The organism is Pseudomonas sp. NC02 (assembly GCF_002874965.1).
Taxonomy (GTDB): Bacteria; Pseudomonadota; Gammaproteobacteria; order Pseudomonadales; family Pseudomonadaceae; genus Aquipseudomonas.
The window spans coordinates 5613132-5634356 of record NZ_CP025624.1 but is presented as its reverse complement, the minus strand read 5'-3'; the positions used below and the strand labels follow the sequence as shown (position 1 = coordinate 5634356).

At 61.9% G+C, this 21225-nt stretch carries 16 protein-coding genes; 8 read left to right on the top strand and 8 right to left on the bottom strand.

Annotated elements, in window-relative coordinates:
* Positions 1–8 precede the first annotated feature (8 nt).
* Positions 9–467 carry a transposase gene (locus C0058_RS26490; protein WP_032899435.1) on the bottom strand — a complete coding sequence of 153 codons (459 nt, stop codon included), beginning with the start codon at positions 465–467 and terminating at the stop codon, positions 9–11.
* A gap of 676 nt (positions 468–1143) precedes the next feature.
* Here C0058_RS26490 and C0058_RS26485 point away from each other — a divergent pair.
* Positions 1144–2556: an amino acid permease gene (locus C0058_RS26485; protein ID WP_003216436.1), complete on the top strand. Its 1413-nt coding sequence runs from the start codon at positions 1144–1146 to the stop codon at positions 2554–2556.
* 45 nt (positions 2557–2601) lie between these two features.
* On the opposite strand, the gene C0058_RS26480 is transcribed toward C0058_RS26485, so the two are convergent.
* The 4 genes from C0058_RS26480 to C0058_RS26465 form a co-directional block, all read right to left on the bottom strand.
* The gene (locus C0058_RS26480) at positions 2602–3726 is read right to left on the bottom strand and encodes an OpgC family protein (RefSeq protein ID WP_008435548.1); all 1125 of its coding nucleotides are present in this window, start codon (positions 3724–3726) and stop codon (positions 2602–2604) included.
* Between the two features lie 143 nt (positions 3727–3869).
* Complete coding sequence (locus tag C0058_RS26475) at positions 3870–4166, bottom strand: cupin domain-containing protein (RefSeq protein ID WP_003216439.1); 297 nt, start codon at positions 4164–4166, stop codon at positions 3870–3872.
* 66 nt (positions 4167–4232) lie between these two features.
* On the bottom strand, positions 4233–5852 hold the full coding sequence (locus C0058_RS26470) for an FMN-binding glutamate synthase family protein (protein WP_003216444.1): 1620 nt from the start codon (positions 5850–5852) through the stop codon (positions 4233–4235).
* Positions 5853–5982: 130 nt separating this feature from the next.
* Entirely contained in the window at positions 5983–6747 is a 765-nt protein-coding gene (locus C0058_RS26465; protein ID WP_003216446.1) for a LuxR C-terminal-related transcriptional regulator, read from the bottom strand.
* Positions 6748–6840: 93 nt separating this feature from the next.
* Between C0058_RS26465 and C0058_RS26460 the strand changes: the two genes are divergently transcribed.
* From C0058_RS26460 to C0058_RS26440, 5 genes are all read left to right on the top strand, one after another.
* Positions 6841–7662, top strand: a complete 822-nt coding sequence (locus C0058_RS26460) for a carbon-nitrogen hydrolase family protein (protein WP_102369845.1) — start codon at positions 6841–6843, stop codon at positions 7660–7662.
* A 228-nt stretch (positions 7663–7890) separates the two neighbouring features.
* On the top strand, positions 7891–9216 hold the full coding sequence (locus C0058_RS26455; RefSeq protein WP_003216451.1) for an APC family permease: 1326 nt from the start codon (positions 7891–7893) through the stop codon (positions 9214–9216).
* A 100-nt stretch (positions 9217–9316) separates the two neighbouring features.
* Complete coding sequence (locus C0058_RS26450) at positions 9317–9589, top strand: type B 50S ribosomal protein L31 (RefSeq protein WP_003216453.1); 273 nt, start codon at positions 9317–9319, stop codon at positions 9587–9589.
* A 182-nt stretch (positions 9590–9771) separates the two neighbouring features.
* Positions 9772–11118: an HD domain-containing phosphohydrolase gene (locus tag C0058_RS26445; protein WP_023659212.1), complete on the top strand. Its 1347-nt coding sequence runs from the start codon at positions 9772–9774 to the stop codon at positions 11116–11118.
* A 48-nt stretch (positions 11119–11166) separates the two neighbouring features.
* Positions 11167–11577 (top strand): NUDIX domain-containing protein, encoded by a 411-nt coding sequence (locus C0058_RS26440; RefSeq protein WP_102369844.1) that lies wholly within the window; start codon positions 11167–11169, stop codon positions 11575–11577.
* Positions 11578–11690: 113 nt separating this feature from the next.
* Here the strand turns inward: C0058_RS26440 and metR are convergent, their stop codons facing one another.
* Both metR and C0058_RS26430 read right to left on the bottom strand, forming a co-directional pair.
* A complete protein-coding gene (metR, locus tag C0058_RS26435; RefSeq protein WP_003216460.1) occupies positions 11691–12608 on the bottom strand; it encodes a transcriptional regulator MetR in 918 nt (305 codons plus the stop codon).
* Positions 12609–12705: 97 nt separating this feature from the next.
* Entirely contained in the window at positions 12706–18282 is a 5577-nt protein-coding gene (locus tag C0058_RS26430; protein ID WP_102369843.1) for a dermonecrotic toxin domain-containing protein, read from the bottom strand.
* Between the two features lie 203 nt (positions 18283–18485).
* On the opposite strand from C0058_RS26430, the gene C0058_RS26425 reads away from it, so the two are divergent.
* Both C0058_RS26425 and C0058_RS26420 read left to right on the top strand, forming a co-directional pair.
* Positions 18486–19505 (top strand): alpha/beta fold hydrolase, encoded by a 1020-nt coding sequence (locus tag C0058_RS26425; RefSeq protein ID WP_032899419.1) that lies wholly within the window; start codon positions 18486–18488, stop codon positions 19503–19505.
* Positions 19506–19567: 62 nt separating this feature from the next.
* Positions 19568–20221 (top strand): DsbA family oxidoreductase, encoded by a 654-nt coding sequence (locus C0058_RS26420; RefSeq protein WP_003216466.1) that lies wholly within the window; start codon positions 19568–19570, stop codon positions 20219–20221.
* 203 nt (positions 20222–20424) lie between these two features.
* On the opposite strand, the gene C0058_RS26415 is transcribed toward C0058_RS26420, so the two are convergent.
* Positions 20425–21195 carry a MipA/OmpV family protein gene (locus tag C0058_RS26415; RefSeq protein ID WP_102369842.1) on the bottom strand — a complete coding sequence of 257 codons (771 nt, stop codon included), beginning with the start codon at positions 21193–21195 and terminating at the stop codon, positions 20425–20427.
* Positions 21196–21225 lie beyond the last annotated feature (30 nt).

Genomic DNA, 21225 nt, shown 5'->3' with positions numbered 1-21225 from the left:
AGGAAAAATCAGAGCCAGGCTGCGTCCCATAGTGGGTAGTCACCAATATGTTCGACCAGGCCCGCTCGCAGAGGATTGGCGATGATGTAGCGGGCAATTTTGCGAAGGTCTTCATCGCTACGCACTGCTCGGTCATGGTAGCCAAGTTGCCAGAATCGTTCTTTGCTGCCGCGTGCGCGATTAATGGTGAGGGTGCTGCGGGATTTGGTACGTCCCACAGCCTGCGACAACGTTGTGCCTTGCAGCTCAAATAGCCAATGAAAGTGATCAGGCATGACGACCCATGCCAGAGAGTCGACCATTCCCAATTCATGGGTCTTCCTGAATTCTGCTACCAGTAGTCTTCCCAAATGGAAGTCTTTGAACAGGGGTTGCCGGTTGTGAACCACGGCGGTAATCAGATAAGGACGGCCAGATTCTGAATGTCGACCACGGCGTAACAGATGAGAGTTGGGTTGATGAAGCATTCCTTTGCTCCTTGAGGGGAAGTAGTCAATTGACGTTAGCAGCTGCTGTGGAGTGCTCTCTTGCAGTTCAGTGTCGGCGTGTTTCTCGAAGGTAGATTTGTGGCGAGCGGGCTTGTCCGTGGCGAGGGGGCTTGTCCCCCGTTGGGCTGCGCAGCAGCCCCAGTAAAGACACCGCATTTTTCCGGATAGAACTTATGGCAGGTTTTGGGGCTGCTACGCAGCCCAACGGGGGACAAGCCCCCTCGCCACAGACAAGCCCCCTCGCCACAGACAAGCCCCCTCGCCACAGACAAGCCCGCTCGTCACAGATAACCCCGCCACATAACCCCAAACCGTCGAGCTAGAGCCTCCCCCACCCGTAAACCCGCCAAAGGTAGGGGCATGACGCTGCACCATTACCGTGCAATACTCGCCGCCGTTTGGTGGCGATGATTCCTACGCTAACCAGGTGATGCTCCTCCGCAAAAGGCGCCTTTACCGAGAGTTCCCGCTGAATCTTGCCGTTTATAGAGTGAAAACCCCTGGGTTTAGCTTTTTATACTGCACCCCCGCTGATCTGGCCCGGCCAGACCGTTTTACCCAAAAGGTGATCCGGCAACGGTACGCCATGGCAGACCCGCCATGACGCCCCGGACTCGGTGGTTCATATCCAATAACAAGACGAGGTTGTATCCCTATGCCAGCTGGCAATCATCTGCCCCACGGCGAGACCGCTCAGGGCGGTCCGCTGAAACGCGAACTCGGCGAACGGCATATTCGCCTGATGGCCCTCGGTGCATGCATCGGCGTCGGCCTGTTCCTAGGCTCGGCCAAGGCCATTGAAATGGCCGGCCCGGCGATCATGCTGTCGTACATCATCGGCGGCCTGGCGATCCTGGTGATCATGCGCGCCCTCGGCGAGATGGCCGTGCACAACCCGGTGGCCGGTTCGTTCAGCCGCTACGCCCAGGATTACCTCGGCCCGCTGGCGGGCTTTCTCACCGGCTGGAACTATTGGTTCCTGTGGCTGGTGACCTGCGTGGCAGAAATCACGGCCGTCGCCGTGTACATGGGCGTGTGGTTCCCCGATACACCCCGCTGGATCTGGGCCCTGGCAGCACTGATCAGCATGGGCACCATCAACCTGATCGCGGTCAAGGCCTTCGGTGAGTTCGAGTTCTGGTTCGCACTGATCAAGATCGTCACCATCATCGCCATGGTGATCGGCGGCGTCGGCATCATCGCGTTCGGCTTTGGCAACGATGGCGTCGCCCTGGGCATTTCCAACCTGTGGACCCACGGCGGCTTTATGCCCAATGGCGTGCAGGGTGTGTTGATGTCCCTGCAGATGGTGATGTTCGCCTACCTGGGCGTAGAGATGATCGGCCTCACCGCCGGTGAAGCGAAGAACCCGCAGAAGACCATCCCGAGTGCCATCGGCTCGGTGTTCTGGCGCATCCTGCTGTTCTACGTCGGTGCGTTGTTCGTGATCCTGTCGATCTACCCGTGGAACGAAATCGGCACCCAGGGCAGCCCGTTCGTGATGACCTTCGAGCGCCTGGGTATCAAGACCGCCGCCGGCATCATCAACTTCGTGGTGATCACCGCAGCGTTGTCGTCGTGCAACGGCGGTATCTTCAGCACCGGGCGGATGCTCTACAGCCTGGCACAGAACGGCCAGGCCCCGGCCACGTTCGGTACCACCTCGAGCAACGGCGTGCCGCGCAAGGCGCTGCTGCTGTCGATCTTCGTGCTGTTGCTGGGCGTGCTGCTCAACTACATGGTCCCGGAAAAAGTCTTCGTCTGGGTCACTTCCATCGCTACCTTCGGCGCGATCTGGACCTGGCTGATGATCCTCCTGGCCCAGCTCAAGTTCCGCAAGAGCCTGACCCAGGCCGAACGTGACGGCCTTAAATACCGCATGTGGCTGTACCCGGTCAGCTCCTACCTGGCCTTGGCGTTCCTGGTGCTGGTGGTTGGCCTGATGGCGTACTTCCCGGACACCCGTGTGGCGCTCTACGTGGGGCCGGTGTTCCTGGTGCTGCTGACGGTGTTGTTCTACGTGTTCAAGTTGCAGCCGACTCAAGCGGCGGCACGCACCGCGAGCTGAGTTTCCTGCGCTCAACAAAAAGCCCCTTTCGGGGCTTTTTGTTTTTCAGGCGGTGGCGACGCGCGCCGGTTGCGTGAGCCGCTTGTTCAAGTCCAGCCAGGCCCCCAGCAACGCCATCAACCCGGCGCCTACCAGTGCGGTGAAAATCTGCATGGCGAAGGCATCGCCGGTGATCGCATTGATCATGTCTGCCAGTGGCGCCAGCAGCACCCCCAGGCAGAACACTTCCAGGGAGTAGCGCCCCATACGGCAGGTTTGTCGGGCCAACCAGTTCTGCGTCCATTCGCGGCCAGGCAACAGCTTGGCGGTGACATAGGCCAGGGCCAGAAAATGCAGCAAACGCACGGGCGACAGGTCGGTCTTGCTGATGGGGTACAGCAGGTCACTGAGCGCCGACGGCATCAGCGCGTCGTGGATTTCCGGCCAGCGCCACGAGAGCGTGAGAACCCCCGCCAACAGCGCATACACCGCCGCAGCGACGAACAATGGCTGACGCAACAGGCGCCGAGTCTCGACAGGGCGGGGTTGCCCGGCATGAATCGCCGCCGCGCCGCCCAGCACAAACAGCAACTGCCAGGTCACCGGGTTGAAGTACCACACGCCGTCGGCAATCGCCGCCAGGTTCCAGCCCAGGTGCGGGGCCAGCAAGTACACCGCCAGCGAAACAGCCACCACCGCCGAGGTCTTGCGCAACAGCAACGGCAACACCAGCGGCAGGCAACCCAGCAGCACGATGTACAGCGGCAACGGGTCCATCAGGTTGGGTTTGAAGCGCAGCAACAGTTCATCCACCAGGGCTTGCTGGGGATGGGTGACGAAGTGCGTCAGGCCCATCTCTTCAACGAGGTCGCGGGTTTCCACATGGCTGTTGGCGAAGAACACGATGCCCATCAGCATCGCCAGCAGGAAGATGTGCACCACGTACAGCACCCAGGTGCGCCGCCAGATCTTCACGCAGGCGATCAGATAACCGTCGCGCTGCAGGATCTTGCCGTAGGCCAGCACGGCCGCATAACCGGCCAGGAACACGAAGACTTCCGCCGCGTCGCTGAAACCGAAGTTGCGCAAGGTGATCTGGCCCAGAGGGTTGTGGGGCACGTGATCCCAGAAAATAAAGATCAACGCCAGGCCCCGAAAAAAATCGATGCGCGGGTCGCGTCCGTTCAACATGGCAGCGGGCTCTTGAACAAGGGGTTTAGTAATGACAAGTGGACGACGGCTTCAGTCGAGCCGTACGTCGGGCGGGCGCAGGTTGGCGGTATTTGTAAGCAATTGCAAAGCTGAGTTTTTTGCTGAATGTCTCATCGCTTTGTTTAAACGTCGATGATCACCAGCGTGCCTTGGCTGCCGGCGAGTACCGCGTGGGCGATGCCGGCTTCAACCAGGTACATCTGACCGGCGCCGACGTCGATGGCCTCCTCGCCAATAGACAGGCGCAAAAGGCCGTCGATCACCAACAGCCCTTCGTTGTAGTCGTGGGTTTCTTCTTCATAAGCCTGTGCATCCATGCGCAGCACCTTGATCCGCGCCGGGCCGACCTGGCCCACGCGGGTGGATTTCCAGGTGTCCGGCAGTTGGGCGGCAAGGGCGGTGAAGTCGAGTAACGGCATGGTGAGGCTCCTTGTTTCAACGATGCCGTTCGGTGGTCCGGTTCAGCGGGGTTGTTCAGTGCGGGCTCAGGCCGCGGCGATTTCATTCGGCTCAAAACTGTCCGCCCGCGCCATCTGCCACATGCGCGAATAAAACTCGCCGTTCACTTCGCCGGTGAGCAATTCGCCAGGTTTCAGGAACACATGCAGCTGCGAAAACAACTTGATCTCGGTGGCCGACATGCGCCGCACCAGGTGCTTGGCCGACAGTTGTGAAGGGTGGTCGAGACCGGCGGCAGCGAGCATTTCTGCCAGGGCCTTTAACGTGTTGCGGTGGAAATTGAACACGCGCTGGGCCTTGTCCGGCACCACCAGTGCGCGCTGGCGCAACGGGTCCTGGGTGGCCACCCCGGTGGGGCATTTGTTGGTGTGGCAGCTTTGCGACTGGATACAGCCGATGGCGAACATGAAGCCCCGCGCCGAGTTGGCCCAGTCGGCACCGATGGCCAGCACGCTGGCGATGTCGAACGCGCTGACGATCTTGCCGCTGGCGCCGAGCTTGATCTTGTCCCGCAGGTTCAAGCCCACCAGGGTGTTGTGCACGAACAGCAAGCCTTCACGCAGCGGCACGCCGATGTGGTCGGTGAACTCCACCGGCGCGGCGCCGGTGCCGCCTTCCTTGCCGTCCACCACGATAAAGTCCGGGAGGATGCCGGTTTCGAGCATGGCCTTGGCGATGCCCATGAATTCCCACGGGTGGCCCAGGCAGAACTTGAAGCCCACCGGTTTGCCGCCCGACAGTTCACGCAGCTGGGCGATGAAGTGCATCATTTCGATGGGAGTGGAAAACGCGCTGTGGCGCGACGGCGAGATGCAGTCCTCGCCCATCATGATGCCGCGGGTGTCGGCGATTTCCTGGGTCACCTTGTGCTTGGGCAGGATCCCGCCGTGGCCCGGTTTGGCGCCCTGGCTCATCTTGATTTCGATCATCCGCACTTGCGGGTTCTGCGCCTGCACGGCGAAGCGTTCCGGGTCGAAAAGGCCGGCGCTGGTGCGGCAGCCGAAGTAGCCGCTGCCGAGCTCCCAGGTCAGGTCGCCGCCGTTTTCCCGGTGATAGGGGCTGATGCTGCCTTCACCGGTGTCATGGGCGAAGTTGCCGAGCTTGGCCCCCTGGTTGAGCGCGCGAATCGCGTTGGCGCTCAGCGAACCGAAGCTCATGGCCGAGATATTGAACACCGAGGCCGAGTAGGGCTGCTTGCATTGCGGGCCGCCGACGATCACGCGAAACGCGCTGGGGTCGCTCAGCGGCGCGGGGCGCATGGAGTGGCCGATAAACTCAAAGCCCGACTGGTACACGTCGATCAGCGTGCCGAAGGGTTTGTCGGCACTTTCATTCTTGGCGCGGGAATAGACCAGCGAGCGCTGGGCCCGGGAGAAGGGCAGGGCGTCGCTGTCGGATTCCAGCAGGTACTGGCGGATTTCCGGACGGATGCCTTCCACCAGGTAACGGATATTGCCCAGGATCGGGTAGTTGCGGCGCACCGCGTGGGGGCTTTGCAGCAGGTCGAAAATGCCGATCAGGCTAAGGATGCCGGTGACCACGGCGATCGGCCACAGCCATTCGTGTTCGATAAACGGCATGCTGGCGAGGGTGAAAATGACGCAGACGGCAAAGAACGCGTAACGGCTTAACAAGGACAGGCTCATACAGGGTTCCTTAGTTTTTATCCTGTAGGAGCGAGCTTGCTCGCGAAGGTCGTTAACGATAGCGCGGTTGTCTGGATGACCGCGGTGCATTGACGTTTTTCGCGAGCAAGCTCGCTCCTACAGGGCTCGATCAGGCGTTTTGCGCCTGCAGAAAAATCGAGAACAGCTCCGACTGGGATTTGATCCCTAGCTTGCTGTACATGTGTTTCTTATGGACTTTCACGGTTTCAACAGAGATTTCCAGCTTACGAGCGATTTCCTTGCTGGAGCAACCACTGAGCATCAAACGGCCCACATCCAGCTCCCGCGCGGTGAGTTGCGCGCCCCAGCCATCGTTGTGGATCGGCTGCTCCGGAGCGCTCACCTGGTTGAGTTCATGGGGCAGGCGCTGGCGCAGCAAGCCCAGTACCCACGGTTGAATCAGCGACAGCAGGGCAATCTGCTGTGGGTCAAAGCGCTGTTTGGAGCCCAGGGACAGGCACAGGGTTCGCCCGTCCGGTTGCTGGCAATTGAACTGGATTTCATCGGCCACCACGTTCAGCCGGAAGTAGCGCTGGTAATACTCGGTCAGCTCGAAATGCTCCGGGGCCACTTCGGCCAGGCGAAACAGTCCGGTGCGCGAGTGTTCGCGGCTGGCGATGTAGAAGGGATCGAGCAGGTATAAACCGTTGAGGTAATCCTGGAACAGATGGTCGGGTTCGCCGTCCTGGCCGGGGCATTCGGCGAACACCAGGGGCTTGTGCTCACTGCTGAACAGCAACACCACCCAACTGTCGAACGGCACATATTGGTCCAGCAACCGGACCAGTTGCGTCCAGAAATTCGGCTGGTCCAGGGCGTCTATCATCTGCCCCACCGAACGGTGCCAGGCGATGTCTTCCAGCGACAATGTCATGCATCTACCCCCATAGGGTTAACCCGGCTGCGTGATTTCCCGAGTGTTCGCGGCTGCGCATACTGCGCCACAGATAAAGAACAAGGAATAACCATGAAGGTCGAATTTGCCCAGCTGGCAGGCCGCGATAACGGCACAGCTTACAACCTTGAGCGCGCGTTGGCGGCAATTGCTGCGTGTGCGGCGGATACCCAATTGGTCGTATTCCCGGAAACCCACCTGATGGGCTTCCCGACCGCCGGCACCGTGGCCGAGGTGGCCGAGCCGGTGGACGGCCCGACCGTGCAGGCGATTATCCAGGCCGCCCGTGCGCGCAATATCGCCGTGGTGATCGGCATGGCCGAGAGCGACGCGGGCCAATTCTATAACACCACCTTGATGATCACCCCGGACGGCATCGCCCTGCGCTATCGCAAGACCCACCTGTGGGCCTCGGACCGCGGCGTCTTCACCCCGGGTGACCGCTACGCCACCTGCGTGTGGAACGGCGTGCGAGTCGGCCTGTTGATCTGCTACGACATCGAATTCCCGGAAACCGCCCGGGCCCTGGCGCAGTTGGGCGCTGAAGTGTTGATCGTCACCAACGGCAACATGGACCCGTACGGCCCCACCCACCGCACTGCGATCATGGCCCGCGCCCAGGAAAACCAGGCGTTCGCGCTGATGGTCAACCGAGTGGAAGAGGGCGACGACGGCCTGATGTTCGCCGGTGGCAGTGCGCTGGTCGACCCGTTTGGCAGCTTGCTGTTTGAAGCCGGGCGCGGGGAAGGGCAGTTCAGGGTTGAACTGGACCTGGGGCAACTGGCGGCGGCGCGACAGGACTATCGCTACCTGGATGACCAGCGCTTGAAATTGCCGGGGGAGGTGATTGAGCGCGAGGACGGGACGCGGGAGTTGTTGATCCCCAAACCCTGACACGGGTCTCGTGGCAAGGATGCTGTTGTGGCGAGGGGGCTTGTCCCCCGTTGGAGTGCGAAGCGCTCCCGCTTTTTCTGGGGCCGCTTCGCAGCCCAACGGGGGACAAGCCCCCTCGCCACAGAAGCTGCATTTCACCAAAAAGCTGCTTCAACCATAAAAATTATTGCGTTCGCTGCACCGACTTCAGTTCTGCCATAAATCTAATAATTGCGCGGAGAATCGCTCATGGCTCGTTTGCAACGCACCCTGTCGTTAGGGTCGGTGGTGCTGTTTGGCATCGCCTATATGACACCGATCATTGTCCTGGGCACCTTCGGTATCCTGGCGCAATCCACCGCCGGCATGGTCCCGGCCGCTTACCTGGCCGCCCTGGTGGCGATGTTCTTCACCGCCATGAGCTACGGCCGCATGGCCTCGGCGTTCCCGGTGGCCGGGTCCGCCTACAGCTATGTGCGCAAGGCCATCAGCCCCAAGCTTGGGTTTATCGCCGGTTGGGCGGTGTTGCTCGACTACCTGTTCCTGCCCATGGCCATCTGGCTGATCGGCGCGGCCTACCTGCATTCGGCTTTCCCGGCCGTGCCGCAATGGGTCTGGGTACTGGCGTTTATCGGGGTCACCAGTGTGATCAACATCATCGGCCTGAAACTCGCCAACGGCATCAACGCCTTGCTGATGCTGGTGCAGTTCCTGGTGCTGGTCGCCTTCGTCGCGCTGTGCATCCACTACATCGGCGGTGATGCGAGCAAGCCGCTGTGGACCATCACCCCGTTCTTCAACGGCCAGATGCAAATGCCGTTGATCATGAGCGGTGCGGCGATCGCCTGCTATTCGTTCCTGGGCTTTGACGCGGTCAGCACCCTGACCGAAGAAACCCGCGACCCGCGCCGCACGATTCCCCGGGCGATCATGCTGATCACCCTGATCGGCGGGCTGATCTTCGTCGGTGTGTCGTACTTCGTGCAGATCGCCCACCCATCGTTTGAGTTCACCGACGTGGATTCTGCCGCCTACGAGATTGCCCGCAACATTGGCGGCGACCTGTTTGTATCGATCTTCCTGATCGGCCTGATCGTCGGCCAGTTCGCCTCGGGGCTGTCAGCGCAGGCCAGTGGTTCGCGGTTGCTGTTTGCGATGGGGCGCGACGGGGTGTTGCCCAAGTCGTTCTTCGGTACCTTGCACGCGCGCTTCGGTACGCCGGTCAACAGCATCCTGCTGTGCGCGGTGGTTGCGTTACTGGCGTTGAGACTGGACGTCACCACCTCCACCTCGTTCATCAACTTCGGTGCGTTCCTGGCTTTCAGCCTGGTGAACCTGTCGGTGATCTTCCACTACTGGATCGGTGCCAAGCAGCGCGGTTTGCGGGAGTTGGTGCTGTTCCTGGTGTTCCCGACCATCGGCCTGGTGGCGGATTTGTGGTTGATGGTCAGCCTTGATCACCTGGCGATTTACCTGGGCCTGAGCTGGTTGGCGATTGGCCTGGTGTACCTGGGTTTCCTGACGCGGGGCTTCTCCCGGCAGCCCCCGGAAATGGACTTCCAGGAAGCCGCATAGAAGCTCGGGGTCTATTCTTATTGCAATCGGTTCTCGTTTGGGTGCATCATTTGTGTTACTGTATAACACTTGATGTTCACCCAGACGCCCCGGAGGCCTTATGAAACCTGGTATCCACCCCGACTACCGCACCGTGTTGTTCCATGACACCGCCGCCGACGTTTTCTTCCTGATCGGTTCCACCGTGGAAACGGACCGTACGCAACAACACAGCGACGGCAACACCTATCCCTACGTGCTCCTGGACGTGTCCAGTGCCTCGCACCCGGTGTACACCGGCCAACAGCGCAAGACCCAGTCCGAAGGCCGCATCGCCGGCTTCAACAAGCGATTTGCATCGTTTGGTTCGGCCGGTAAAACCGCCGAGGCGTGATGCACCGCGCGTTACCTCAGGGCCGCTTCATTCAATGAAGTGGCCCTTTTTTATGCCCATCTGACGAAGTGATGTCTCAAGGCCATCACCGCAAAGAAAAACCGACTAAACTGCTGGGTAATGGCCAGGAGGCTGTTACCTTGACCGTAGGACACGCACATCGACGCTATACGAGGTGCCCCATGGGAGAGTCAGTGACCTTCGCAAATCCCGACCGCCCGGTAGTGCTGTTGATTGACGCACACCCGGACGTGCTGGACCGCCTGACGCAGTTGCTGCGCCTGGAACCCTTTGAATTATGCAGCGCCACCGACGCCGCTCACGCGCTGGCGATTCTGGCGCAGCAACCCGTCGACCTGGTGATGAGTGCCGCGCGCCTGCCGGACATGGACGGCGCCACCCTGCTTGCGCAGATCCACCATGATTACCCGCACACCGTGCGCATCCTGCTGACCGGTGAAACCGACCTGACGCTGATCATCAAGGCCATCAACGAAGGGCAGATCTACCGCTACCTGAGCAAACCCTGGAAAGACGAAGAACTGCTGCTGGCGTTGCGGCAATCCCTGGCCCATCAACACTCCGAGCGTGAGCGCCTGCGCCTGGAGCAATTGACCCGCCAGCAGAACGACGAACTCAAGCAACTCAACGCCAGCCTGGAAAAACGCGTGGCCTCACGCACCAGCGAGCTGCAGCAAACCGCTGACATGCTCGACCTGGCCTACGAAGAACTCAAACACAGCTACGCCACCGGCACCGAAGTGTTCTCGCTGCTGGCCAACCTGCGCTTGCCCCGAGCCAAGCAAACCAACCGGCAGATCATCGAGCTGGTGCGCACCTGGTGCCACGGCCGCGGCCTGGATGAGGCCAGCAATCGCGACCTGACCATGGCCGCCGCGCTCTACAACATCGGCAAGTTGAGTTGGAGCGACAACATGATGGTCTCTCCCAGCGACCTGCTGCACAGCACCTACCGTGAGCGGTACCGGGCGTATCCGGCCCAGAGCGAATCGTTGCTGATGACCCTGGAACCGATGAAAGACGCGGCACGCTTGATCCGCCATCACCAGGAACGCTGGGACGGCAGCGGCTTTCCCGACCACCTCAAGGGCGAAGCAATACCTGTAGGTTCGCGCCTGTTGAAACTGGCGGTGGACTTCATCGAACTGCAACGCGGCTTGATCCTCGAACGGCAGATGAACAGCGACGAAGCGCTGCTCTACATCCGCAAATACGCCGGGCGCCTTTACGACCCGGACATGGTCGAGGACTTCATCCAGGCCTGCGCCGCGTTCCTCAGTGACGTGACCCTGGGCGACCCGTCGGTGAAGGTCCTGACCACCCGCGAACTGGCCGAAGGCATGGTGCTGGCGCGCAACCTCAACGCCGACAACGGCATGCTGCTGCTCAACGCCGGCAAGGTGTTGAACCTGCCGCTGGTGGACAAGCTGATTGCGTTCGAGGCGATGGAAGGGGCGAAGTACAGCGTGTTCATCAAGGAGCCGGATGAGGCACTGCTTTCGGGGTGAGACCGGTTCATGGGATCCTTGCGCCTTTGTATTCAAGGCGACCTTTTCATGACCTCCACCATTCGCATCGCCGCCGCCCTGCTGATCGGCAGCGACGGCCAGACCCTGCTGGTACGCAAGCGCGGCACCCAGGCCTTCATGCAGCCGGGCGGCAAGATCGATGCCGGCGAGCAACCCGCAGAGGCTTTGGCCCGTGAGCTGCACGAAGAACTGGGCCTGCGAGTTGATCCGGCGGCGGCTGTGTACCTTGGGCAGTTCTCGGCGCCGGCGGCGAATGAGCCGGGGTTCGTGGTGCAGGCCGAATTGTTCCAAGTGCACATCGACGTGCCTGTGACACCGGCTGCCGAGATTGAAGAGGTGTGCTGGATCGACCCGGCGGGCGACGGCGGTTTGCAGCTTGCGCCGCTGACCCGGGATTTGATTCTGCCGTTCTACCGCGCCTCTCTGATCCCTGCCTGATCTTGTGGCGAGGGAGCTTGCTCCCGCTGGGGCGCGAAGCGGCCCCAGGATTTTTGGGTCTGCTGCGCAGCCCGGCGGGAGCAAGCTCCCTCGCCACAGGTATCCGCTACAGGTCAGCGAACGGCGCTGACGCCGTCCAGGGTCGAAAACGAGGTGTCCTTGGCCGTCAGCAGAAAATCACGCATGTACGGCGCGTCCAGCATGTCGGCGCGAATCCCGGCGTACAGCGTGGCAAACAAACCTTTCTCCCCCAGCCGCTTGGCCTTCACATACCCCCGGGAGCTGTATTCATGCAGCGCCCAATGGGGCATGCCGCACACGCCGCGACCGCTGGCCACCAACTGCATCATCATCACCGTCAGTTCCGAGGTGCGCACCTGGGCCGGTTCTACATCCGCCGGTTCCAGGAAGCGGGTGAAGATGTCCAGGCGATCCCGCTCCACCGGGTAGGTGATCAGGGTTTCGCTGATCAGGTCTTCGGGCACGATGTACGGCTTGTTCGCCAGCGGGTGCTGGTTGGCCACGGCGAGCATGGCTTCGTAGGTGAACAGCGGTACATAGGTGATGCCCGGCAGCTCCAGCGGATCCGAGGTCACCACCAGGTCCAGGTCGCCACGGGCCAGGGCCGGCAGCGGCGCGAAGGCGAAGCCGGAGGCCAGGTCCAGCTCGACTTCCGGCCAGGCATCGCGGAACTGGTCGATGGTCGGCATCAACCACTGGAAGCAACTGTGGCACTCGATGGCCATGTGCAAACGCCCGGCCGTGCCGCCGGCCAGGCGCGCGATGTCGCGTTCGGCACCGCGCAGCAAGGGCAGGGTGGCGTCCGCCAGTTGCAGCAGGCGCAGGCCGGCGCTGGTGAAGCGCAGCGGCTTGGTCTTGCGCACGAATAACTGCATGCCCATGCGCTCTTCCAGTTCCTTGAACTGGTGGGAGAGTGCTGATTGCGTCAGGTGCAGGCGCTCAGCGGCCTCCACCAGGCTGTCGGCTTCGCGCAAGGCGTGCAGGGTCTTGAGATGGCGGATTTCGAGCACGGGGTCTCCATGAATATAACTTGTGACAAATTCGGATCGGTTGAGTTTGTCTCATGTTGATAGGCCTGTCGACCGTCGTGCTCAAGTCCCGCCGCCTTTACACCCCGGCAAAGTGCCGGGTGGCCAGCGCTCGCCCGATATTGCCGCGCCAGATAGGGTCCACCGCGGCCCCGGCTTGCGCCTGGGCGACTTGCCATTGCAGGCCCAGGTTGCGCTGCTCGGGAATCTTCAAGTGGGCCTTGGTGAACTCGTCGAACTGCGCCCCGGCCTTGTCGTAATGAAAGTGCGCATACCACAGGGTGGCGGGCGGCGTTTGTGTCAGGTCCTGAATCACGTATTCCTGAAGATAATCCGCCCGTCCTTTCTTGCCTTCATTGAGGTTGCGGGCCGGTTCGCCCTTGCGAATCTCCACCACCCGTTGTTCGCGAAGGTAGTCCAGATAGCCTTCGGTGGGGGTTTTGCTGGCGAGGGTCTGGCGGATTCGCAGGTTGCGGCCCTTGATGGTCAGCTCCATGGCCTTGGCCCGCAGTTGGCGCACGAGGTCCTCGGTAGGGTCCAGGCGTTCCAGGCGATTGGCCCGCAGGTTCAACTCGGCCGCTTCGCTGACCAGCAGGTGCTCCAGGTCCACCGGCAGCATTTTTTGCTCGGTGTAGGCGGTGGCGCGGCTTTCGTACAGCGCGACGTTGTCCAGGCGAGCCCTGGCTTCGCTCACCACGAACGGCTTGACGTTGGACTCCGGCGGCGCGGGTTCCGAGGCGGCACTGTCCTTGAGCCGGGATTTGCCGCCGGGGCCCTTCACCCAGGTCTCGACGCGCCCGCTGGCGCTCTCAACCTGGTAAGTGGTGGCTTGGGTTTGTGGGTCGATGCTCTCGGTGCCCACCAGGGAAATATTGTCCTCGGTGTCGAATACCCGCCGCACGGGTTGCCCGGCCGGTGGGCGGCTTGCCGGCGACTCCTTGATGGCCCGGCGGGCGAGTTCGATCATCTGGTCAATGTCGACGAAAAACGCACTGAGTTGCGCCTGGTCGAAATGCTGCGGGTAACCGAGGTTCCAGGTGCGGATGGTCAGCCGGAATTGTTCATAGGCCTGTATGCAGTCTTCCAGCACCTTGCGCCGCTGTGTGATGTTGGCGCTGGCGTTGGGCAGTTCAAAATGCGAAGCCCATGCGCGGTTGACTTTGGCGTAGCTGTCCCGGGCCTGGGCCCGCAAGTAGAACCAAGACAGCTCGGCAACTTCGGGGTAAGTCTCAAGGGTATCGAAGCGGTGTAAAAATTTCAGGTGCGTGCGGTAGCTGTCATTGAGCGTACGTCGGAATTGCTCCAGCATCGGGCTTAGCCGGGTACGGTGGGCGGCATCGGTAACCTGATCGAACCAGCGGTTGAACTGGGAAAAGTCGGCATCGATCCGGTCCAGGTCACGCAGAATCTCGCTGCTGATCCTTTTACGCTGCCGCAGGATCTCCAGCATGGCGGGAACGATTGCCAAGGTGTCGAAAACCTCGGGGGAGATAGCGGTCATGTTATGGGTTCCAAGCTCCAGGATCCGTGCCTCGATCTGCTTGAAGTGATAGCGCGCCCGGTTCAGGGTGGTCAGGGTCAGGCGCGCCGCATTGCGGCTCATGTCCTCTCTGATCGCGCGCTGGCGGTTGCCGCTGGTAAAGGGCACGAACTCCGTCAGTTCCTGATACTGGCGGCTGTACAGTTCGATGTCCTGCTCGAAGGCTCTGCGGATCGCCGGGCCTGCGCTGTCGGTGCGGGCCATCAGTTCTTCGGTTCGGTTAATGGAGAGCGCAATCAGGTCTTCGCGGCTGTTGATACTGTTGGCCAGCGCCTGTTGGCGGCGCAGGGCGCGGTCGGTCCACCAGCGTGGCAAGTAATCACGGATCGACTGGGGCCAGATCGGATCAAGCACTTCGGCCATATGCCCGAGCACGCTGCCGCCACCCGCCAGGCCGCCCTTGAATGCGCTGCCGTAGACGCCGTAGTGAGTGTCCCATTCGCCGTTTTCATCCAGGGCAATCGGCTGCTTGTAGGTTTTGCTGCGGGTCGGGCTCAGGCGCCAGTCCAGGGGATCGCCGGCCAGCTCAACCTGATAGATGCGCCCGCGCCGCACGATGAAGTCGCCTTCGGTATGCCGGTACACATTGCGATAAAAACCGTGGGTCTGCGGTTGCAGCCCGGCCAGCGAGATCACTCCTTCATATTCATAACCGGCGAAACGCTGTGCCGCCCGCCGAGCCTGGGTGACCGAGGGAAGGTGCAGGCTGGCGGCGCTGCTGGCCAGATGGCGCAATTGACGCTGGCGCGTGGCAGCGCGGGCGTTGATCGGCAGGGCGAGGCTGCCCGGCAGAATGTCCATGGCGCAGTCGATCAGCGACAACAGCACCGCCTCGACCTCGGCCAGGCCATGGCCGACGTTCCCGCGCAGGAACGCAGCAGTGGCCAGGTTGGCACTGGACCAGGCGTCATACAACGCGACGACCGAACCCACGAAAGGCACCAGCCCCAGGGCGATTTTCAGGTAGTTGAAGATCAGCCCGGCGCGCAGCGCATTCTGCTCCAGCAACAAGGCCGCGTTGGAGCGCGAGGTCGCGCGGTGCGCTTCTATGACGCGGCCCATATGGGCGTTCAGCAAATGGGCGGCCAGCGAGGTGGTGGCCGGCCACGGGGTTCCGACGGCAAAGACCGGATCAAAATTCCGTTGCTGGGCCTGGGCGATCCGGGCGAGGTGGGCGGCGGTGTCGCCCTTGATGGCCAGGCCGGCCAGGTAGGCGCTCATGCCGCTGACCAGGCTGAGGTCGTAGAGCGCCTTGCGGGCCAGTTCCAGGCTCGGGTAGCGCCGCAGGTCCTGGTTGTCCGGGCTGTTTGGCAGGTACAGCAGGGTTGTGCCGGAGATTTGTTCCTGGATGAAGGTGACCCCTGACAGGGTGGTCGGACCGAAGTCGGTATCTTCACCGCCCGCACTCAGGGTGGCCGGCAGCAGCACGATTTTCTTGTCTTCCACCTGCCAGGCATCCGCGTTGTCGGCGTCGATGGCTATGCTCAGCAGCCGCAGATCGTTGTCGTCGACTCGCCCCAGGGCCCGCGCGCGTTTGCCTTGCAGCATGAGCATCAGGCGCAGGGGCTCGGTCAGGCATTCGCGACGGTGCTGCGTGGTGAAAGGCGCCGCCGCGGGATCACCGAGGAAGGTGCGGGTGATCAAGCTTTCGTAGGCCCCGGCGAGGTCCAGCTCCTTGACCAGGGTCTTCAGGTATTCCAGGGACAGGCCGGTGGTCAGCCGGGTGGTTTCAGGGGCATTGGGGCCGGAGACATCGAGCTTCATGTAGGTCAGGCGCTGGGCCAGCGTCGGGTCGATGTTTTGCTGGGCCAGTTGCAACAATGACAGGGTGCTGCGGCGGGCACTGGGCACCGTCACATACTTGAACGGTGTACCCGGGCCCGCGTATTCGGACAGGTATTCGCGCTCCTGGCTGACCGTATCGGGCAGGTCCAGTTGCACCGACCAGGTGTGTTCAAGCTGGAAGTCTTCGCGCAGGCGTTGGTCCAGGCGGCGCTGGCCGAAATCGTCGAAAGGTTCCAGCTCGCGTTCGAGCAATTGCTGCGAGCGATGCAGGGCGCTGATCTGCGCGTGTATCAGGTGCTTGAGCGCCAGGCGTTCATCTGCCGGCAACTGGCTCAACTCCCCAGGCAGTGCCCCGGCCAGGGTGCTGCTGCGTTGTTGCTCGAGCAGTTGTCCATACGCCAGTTCCCGCGCCAGGCACACCGGGGTTTGCAGGGTAAACAGGGTTTGTTCTTTGAGTTTGTCCAGGCCTTCGGTTCGCTCCTGGCCGAACGGAGGCACCGGGAAGAGGGAGATCAGCGCATACGCCTGTTGTTCGCTGGCGTACAGCTGCTGTTGCAACGAGTATTCAATCGGGTCGCCGGTCAGCAGCGACAATTGCAGGGTGACGTCCTGCGCTTCGCTCGACAGCTTGAACAGCGAGTGTTCCAGGGCTTGGCGGGATTCGAAACGCTGCAGGCCGCCTGCATTGCCGGGCCAGTACAGCAACAGGCTGTGGGGCGCCGAAGAGGTCAGCGCGCTGGTCTGGGTGATGAGCAACAGGCCTGTCAGCTCCTCGGAACCTTCCCTTGGGTCACGGCTGGAGAGGATCAGGCGGGTCACCGCGACAGCCGGGCGGCGTTCCGGGGCCGCGGGGTGTTCCGTGACGGCCAGGAGCAGGCCGTGTTCTTCATCGCTGATCTGCTGGAGCGCATGCTGGATGGCGCCCTCGGCGCGCAGGGCGGCGAGCCGCGCCTGGTAGAGCGCGTCATAGTCCGGATTGGGTTTTTGCCGCAGCTCAAGTTGATCGAAGGCGGCTTTTTTTGCCAGCAGGCCGCTGGCGGCATCATTGCCGGCCTGCTCTGCGTCTTTCAGCGCTTGCATCAAACCCTTCAACTGCGCCAGCCGGGCGGTTTGCTCAGGGCCATCGCCCAGGAAGCGTTCCAGTGAGCTGCGTTGCAGCCTGATCGCGGCCCAGCGCTGGCCCAGGGCAATGTCGGCGCTGAGGTGGCCGAAGGGCAGGGCAGGAGGCAGGTCGTCAGCGTCCGGGCCGGGCGTAGCTGCCGGTTGATGCGGTGCGATAAGCATCGGGATTTCCCGGCGCTGGCTGTCCAGGCGGTCGGCATCATCCAGGGCATGGCTGGCGTAACGGGCCAGGTCACTGCCATTGCGATGACGGTTGCGCAGGCTTTCCAACTGAGCCGCGTGCAGGTGCGACAGCAGGTCCAGAATGCCGTGCTCCAGGGGTTCGGTGCGCGAGCTGTATTCGACGGTGACAGCGTCAGCCGCGACGTCCGGCGGGATCAGTTGCTGATGCGCTGCGACCAGCCACTGCTCCATGTCGCGGCGTTGGCTGAAGACCATCACGCCGGGTTGCCGGCAGGGCAGGTACAGGGTTTGTGTCAACAGCGGCTCCTGGCCCACGGAGATGACCCAGGCGCCAGCCAATTTGACCTTGCTCTGGTCGGGCAGCAGCAACGCCAGCTGGCAGGTCTCGACGGGGCGTACGCCATTGGGGGTGGTGACCGGGTTGAGCACTGTCTGCAACGAGATCAGTTGTTGGGCACCCAGCCTTCCCTGGGCATAGGCCGATTGCCCGCAGGCCTCGAAATGCTGGCAGTACAGTTGTGCCGCCCGCTCGCGACGGGACAACGGCGTACCCGGCGCCCGGGTACTCCAATAGTTTTCCCAGCGGGCGCTGAGCAGTTTCCCCAGGCCCAGTGCCTGGAGCCGCTTGAGCAATTGCACGGGCGTGAGGGCTGACAGGCGGTGGGACGCCAGGCCGACCACGGTGCTGCGGGCATCCAGGGTGGGGGAGATGTCTGGAAACTGGCAGATAAATCCCCAGGCATCCACCAGGCTGACGAAGTGCTCGTCGTGATCTTCGGTCTTGAGAAAACCCAGGCCGACCGGTGCGGCGCCCAGTTGCCAATGCTCTGTGAGCGATTGTTCGATGGAGTCGCGCACGCCGGGTGCCTGGGCAATCAGTTGATGCAGTTCCTGTTGGCTTTCGCGCCAGCGCGCTGAGGCTTGCAGGGACAGGCTCTGGTCCTGGAGGCGGGCCTGGCCTGGAAGCGACGGTGAGGCGAAGTCGCTCAGGGTGGCAGACGGGGGAAGTAGGGTGAGGTCACTCATGATGGTGTGTTCATGCTCTGGTGAGACCGGGCTTGCCGGTGAATGCACCATTAAAAAGGCGGGGCCAGGGCGTGAGGTGATAGATAGATACGCGGATGACCGTTGGGCGCCCTTCATCAAACTGTCACTGAACTGTGGCAGCGCGCTTGTACAAAGTTCATCAGACTCGCGCTCTACTGGGGTTCTGCGTTTCGGTGTTTTTCATGCGCGTGTTGTTTTTCATGGCCGCTCTGTTATTCGGCCTGCCGTCCTTTGCGGCTTCTCGATGTGATGTGAATGTCCCGACTGAACGGGTTGATCTGGAACAGGTGAGCCTGGCCTACCAGAGCATTGGTCGTGCCTCCGACCCGGCCTTGCTGCTGGTGATGGGCCTGGGCGGGCAGTTGATCCACTGGCCGGACGAAGTGGTGGTGGCCCTGTGTGAGCAGGGCTTTCGGGTGATTCGTTATGACAACCGTGATGTCGGGCTGTCCACCTGGCGCCAGGCACCGGCCAGCGCCAACCTGACTTTTGAAGTGCTGCGCTACAAGCTCGGTCTGCCGGTGGCGGCGCCCTACACCCTGACCGACATGGCGGATGACGCACTGGGCTTGATGGACGGCTTGCACATTCAGCAATTCCACGTGCTGGGCGCGAGCATGGGCGGCATGATCGCCCAGCACCTGGCGGCCATGGCGCCGCAACGAGTGGAAAGCCTGACGCTGATCATGACCAGCTCCGGCGCCGAAGGCCTGCCGGCACCGAGTGCGGCGCTGGTGCAACTGTTGTCGCGCCGCAGCGCGCCCAATCGTGAAGTGGCCCTGGAACAACAGGCCGACCTGCTGGCGGCGCTGGGCAGTCCTTATGTGAAGGATGACCGCAAGGTGCTGTTGCAGCAGGCGGCGCAGTCGTACGACCGGGCGTTCAACCCTGACGGTGTGAAGCGCCAGATCATGGCGATCCTTGCCGAACCGAGCCGGGTGCCGTTGCTCAATCAACTGCGGGTGCCGACGCTGGTGGTGCATGGCACGGCCGATCCGTTGTTGCCGGTGATGCATGGGGTGCACCTGGCGGCGCATATCCAGGGCAGCCAGCTGCGGCTGATTCCGGGGCTGGCCCATCGTTTCCAGGAGGCGTTCAAGGCGCCGTTGCTGGCGGCGGTCTTGCCCTACTTGCAAGCGCATCGGCAGGATGCGGCGCATTGGGCGCAGATCGACCCGGTGGTGCCTGCGAAGGTTTTGTAAGGGCTTGACGGGGTGTATCGTGGGACCTTTCCGGCGTTTAATGCCAGCGAGGTTGCCTAGTCATGAGTACTCCCCTGAAAATCGATTTCGTCAGCGACGTGTCGTGTCCCTGGTGCATCATTGGCCTGCGTGGCTTGACCGAGGCCCTGGACCAACTGGGTCCGGAGGTGCAGGCCGAGATTCATTTCCAGCCGTTTGAGCTGAACCCCAACATGGCTGCCGAAGGGCAGAACATTACCGAGCACATCACTGAAAAGTACGGTTCCACGGCTGAGCAGTCCCAGGCTAACCGGGCGCGGATTCGTGATATGGGGGCGGAGTTGGGGTTTGCGTTTCGTACGGACGGGCAGAGTCGTATCTACAACACGTTTGATGCGCATCGCCTGTTGCATTGGGCGGGGCTTGAGGGGTTGCAGTACAACCTCAAGGAAGCATTGTTCAAGGCGTATTTCACTGACCAGCAGGATCCGTCTGATCACGGGACGTTGGCGGGGATTGCCGAGGGTGTTGGGCTGGACCGTGTGCGGGCAGAGGAAATTCTGGCTTCGGACGAATATGCCGCCGAGGTGCGGGAGCAGGAGCAGTTGTGGGTGTCTCGCGGGGTGACTTCTGTGCCTACCATCGTGTTCAACGATCAGTACGCGGTGAGTGGTGGGCAGCCGGCTGAGGCGTTTGTCGGGGCGATTCGGCAGATTATCAGTGAGGCCAAGGGCTGAATGGGGCTGTCAGATAAAAATCAAAAGCAGCCGACCTGAGTGTTAGAAGCAAAAGCAGAGCCGCTTTATGTGGGAGCGGGCTTGCTCGCGAAGAACCAGAGGGCGCCGCGTTGAATCAGGATGCCCGAGTCATCGTTAACGACCTTCGCGAGCAAGCCCGCTCCCACATTTGGAGCGTGCCCGCCTTTGATTTTGCTGTTGCTTCAATCAAACTTATAGCTGATGGCCGTCTGCACCTGCCCCTGATTCACATCCCCGGTCTCCTTGACGATGCTGCTATTGGCCGCTGACCCCACCAGGTGTATCCAACTGGCACTGGTCAACAGCGACCACTTCGCATCCAAAGGAAACTCAAAACTCTGCGTCAACGTCAGGTTCTGAAACCCGGCACTGGCGTTATACGGCCGAAACCCCGAGGCCGCAGCCTCATTGGCATCCACCCCGAAAAACGTCTGCGCCTGGCGGGCATCGGCAAAGTGCGCCATCAAGCCGGTGCTGCCGATAATGCCGCTCCCCAACGGATAACCCAACTCGCCGCCGAGCTTGCCCACCACGCCGCTTTGATCACGCGCCCCGCCCACGGCCTGGCCCACCTGCGCATACACCCGCCAGAACTCAGCCGGAGCGTATTGGATGAAGCCGCCGATCTCGGCCATATCCGAAACATCACGCAAGCCCCGCAGCGACCCATTGGCCGTCCGCCCCGGCAAGTAGTTGATGTAAGGCCCGGCAGTAAAGCCATGGGTATTCAGGGCACTCCAGGTCAGCCCATCGTCGGTACCCAGGCTGACACTCCCCCAATCCAGGTCGAAATACGGGATCGGCCGCGTTTCGTAGCGGCTGCCCGTCGGATCGTGGGGCTGATAGCTGACGCCTGCGCCGGCTTCACCGGTAATTCCGTCCGCCAGCGCAGCGCCGCAAACGCCCCACAGCCCCAGCAAGCCGGTGAATACAGCAAAAGTAACCCTGAACATGGAGCCATTTCCTTTTGTGAACATGCGCGC

Excerpts from the sequence above, each read along its gene's own strand:
- C0058_RS26475 (WP_003216439.1), bottom strand. The coding sequence starts at position 4,166 with ATGCCGTTACTCGACTTCACCGCCCTTGCCGCCCAACTGCCGGACACC.
- C0058_RS26425 (WP_032899419.1), top strand. The coding sequence starts at position 18,486 with ATGCGCGTGTTGTTTTTCATGGCCGCTCTGTTATTCGGCCTGCCGTCC.
- C0058_RS26460 (WP_102369845.1), top strand. The coding sequence starts at position 6,841 with ATGAAGGTCGAATTTGCCCAGCTGGCAGGCCGCGATAACGGCACAGCT.
- C0058_RS26415 (WP_102369842.1), bottom strand. The coding sequence starts at position 21,195 with ATGTTCAGGGTTACTTTTGCTGTATTCACCGGCTTGCTGGGGCTGTGG.
- C0058_RS26490 (WP_032899435.1), bottom strand. The coding sequence starts at position 467 with ATGCTTCATCAACCCAACTCTCATCTGTTACGCCGTGGTCGACATTCA.
- C0058_RS26470 (WP_003216444.1), bottom strand. The coding sequence starts at position 5,852 with ATGAGCCTGTCCTTGTTAAGCCGTTACGCGTTCTTTGCCGTCTGCGTC.
- C0058_RS26420 (WP_003216466.1), top strand. The coding sequence starts at position 19,568 with ATGAGTACTCCCCTGAAAATCGATTTCGTCAGCGACGTGTCGTGTCCC.
- C0058_RS26450 (WP_003216453.1), top strand. The coding sequence starts at position 9,317 with ATGAAACCTGGTATCCACCCCGACTACCGCACCGTGTTGTTCCATGAC.
- C0058_RS26485 (WP_003216436.1), top strand. The coding sequence starts at position 1,144 with ATGCCAGCTGGCAATCATCTGCCCCACGGCGAGACCGCTCAGGGCGGT.
- C0058_RS26480 (WP_008435548.1), bottom strand. The coding sequence starts at position 3,726 with ATGTTGAACGGACGCGACCCGCGCATCGATTTTTTTCGGGGCCTGGCG.
- C0058_RS26440 (WP_102369844.1), top strand. The coding sequence starts at position 11,167 with ATGACCTCCACCATTCGCATCGCCGCCGCCCTGCTGATCGGCAGCGAC.
- C0058_RS26455 (WP_003216451.1), top strand. The coding sequence starts at position 7,891 with ATGGCTCGTTTGCAACGCACCCTGTCGTTAGGGTCGGTGGTGCTGTTT.
- C0058_RS26430 (WP_102369843.1), bottom strand. The coding sequence starts at position 18,282 with ATGAGTGACCTCACCCTACTTCCCCCGTCTGCCACCCTGAGCGACTTC.
- C0058_RS26465 (WP_003216446.1), bottom strand. The coding sequence starts at position 6,747 with ATGACATTGTCGCTGGAAGACATCGCCTGGCACCGTTCGGTGGGGCAG.
- C0058_RS26445 (WP_023659212.1), top strand. The coding sequence starts at position 9,772 with ATGGGAGAGTCAGTGACCTTCGCAAATCCCGACCGCCCGGTAGTGCTG.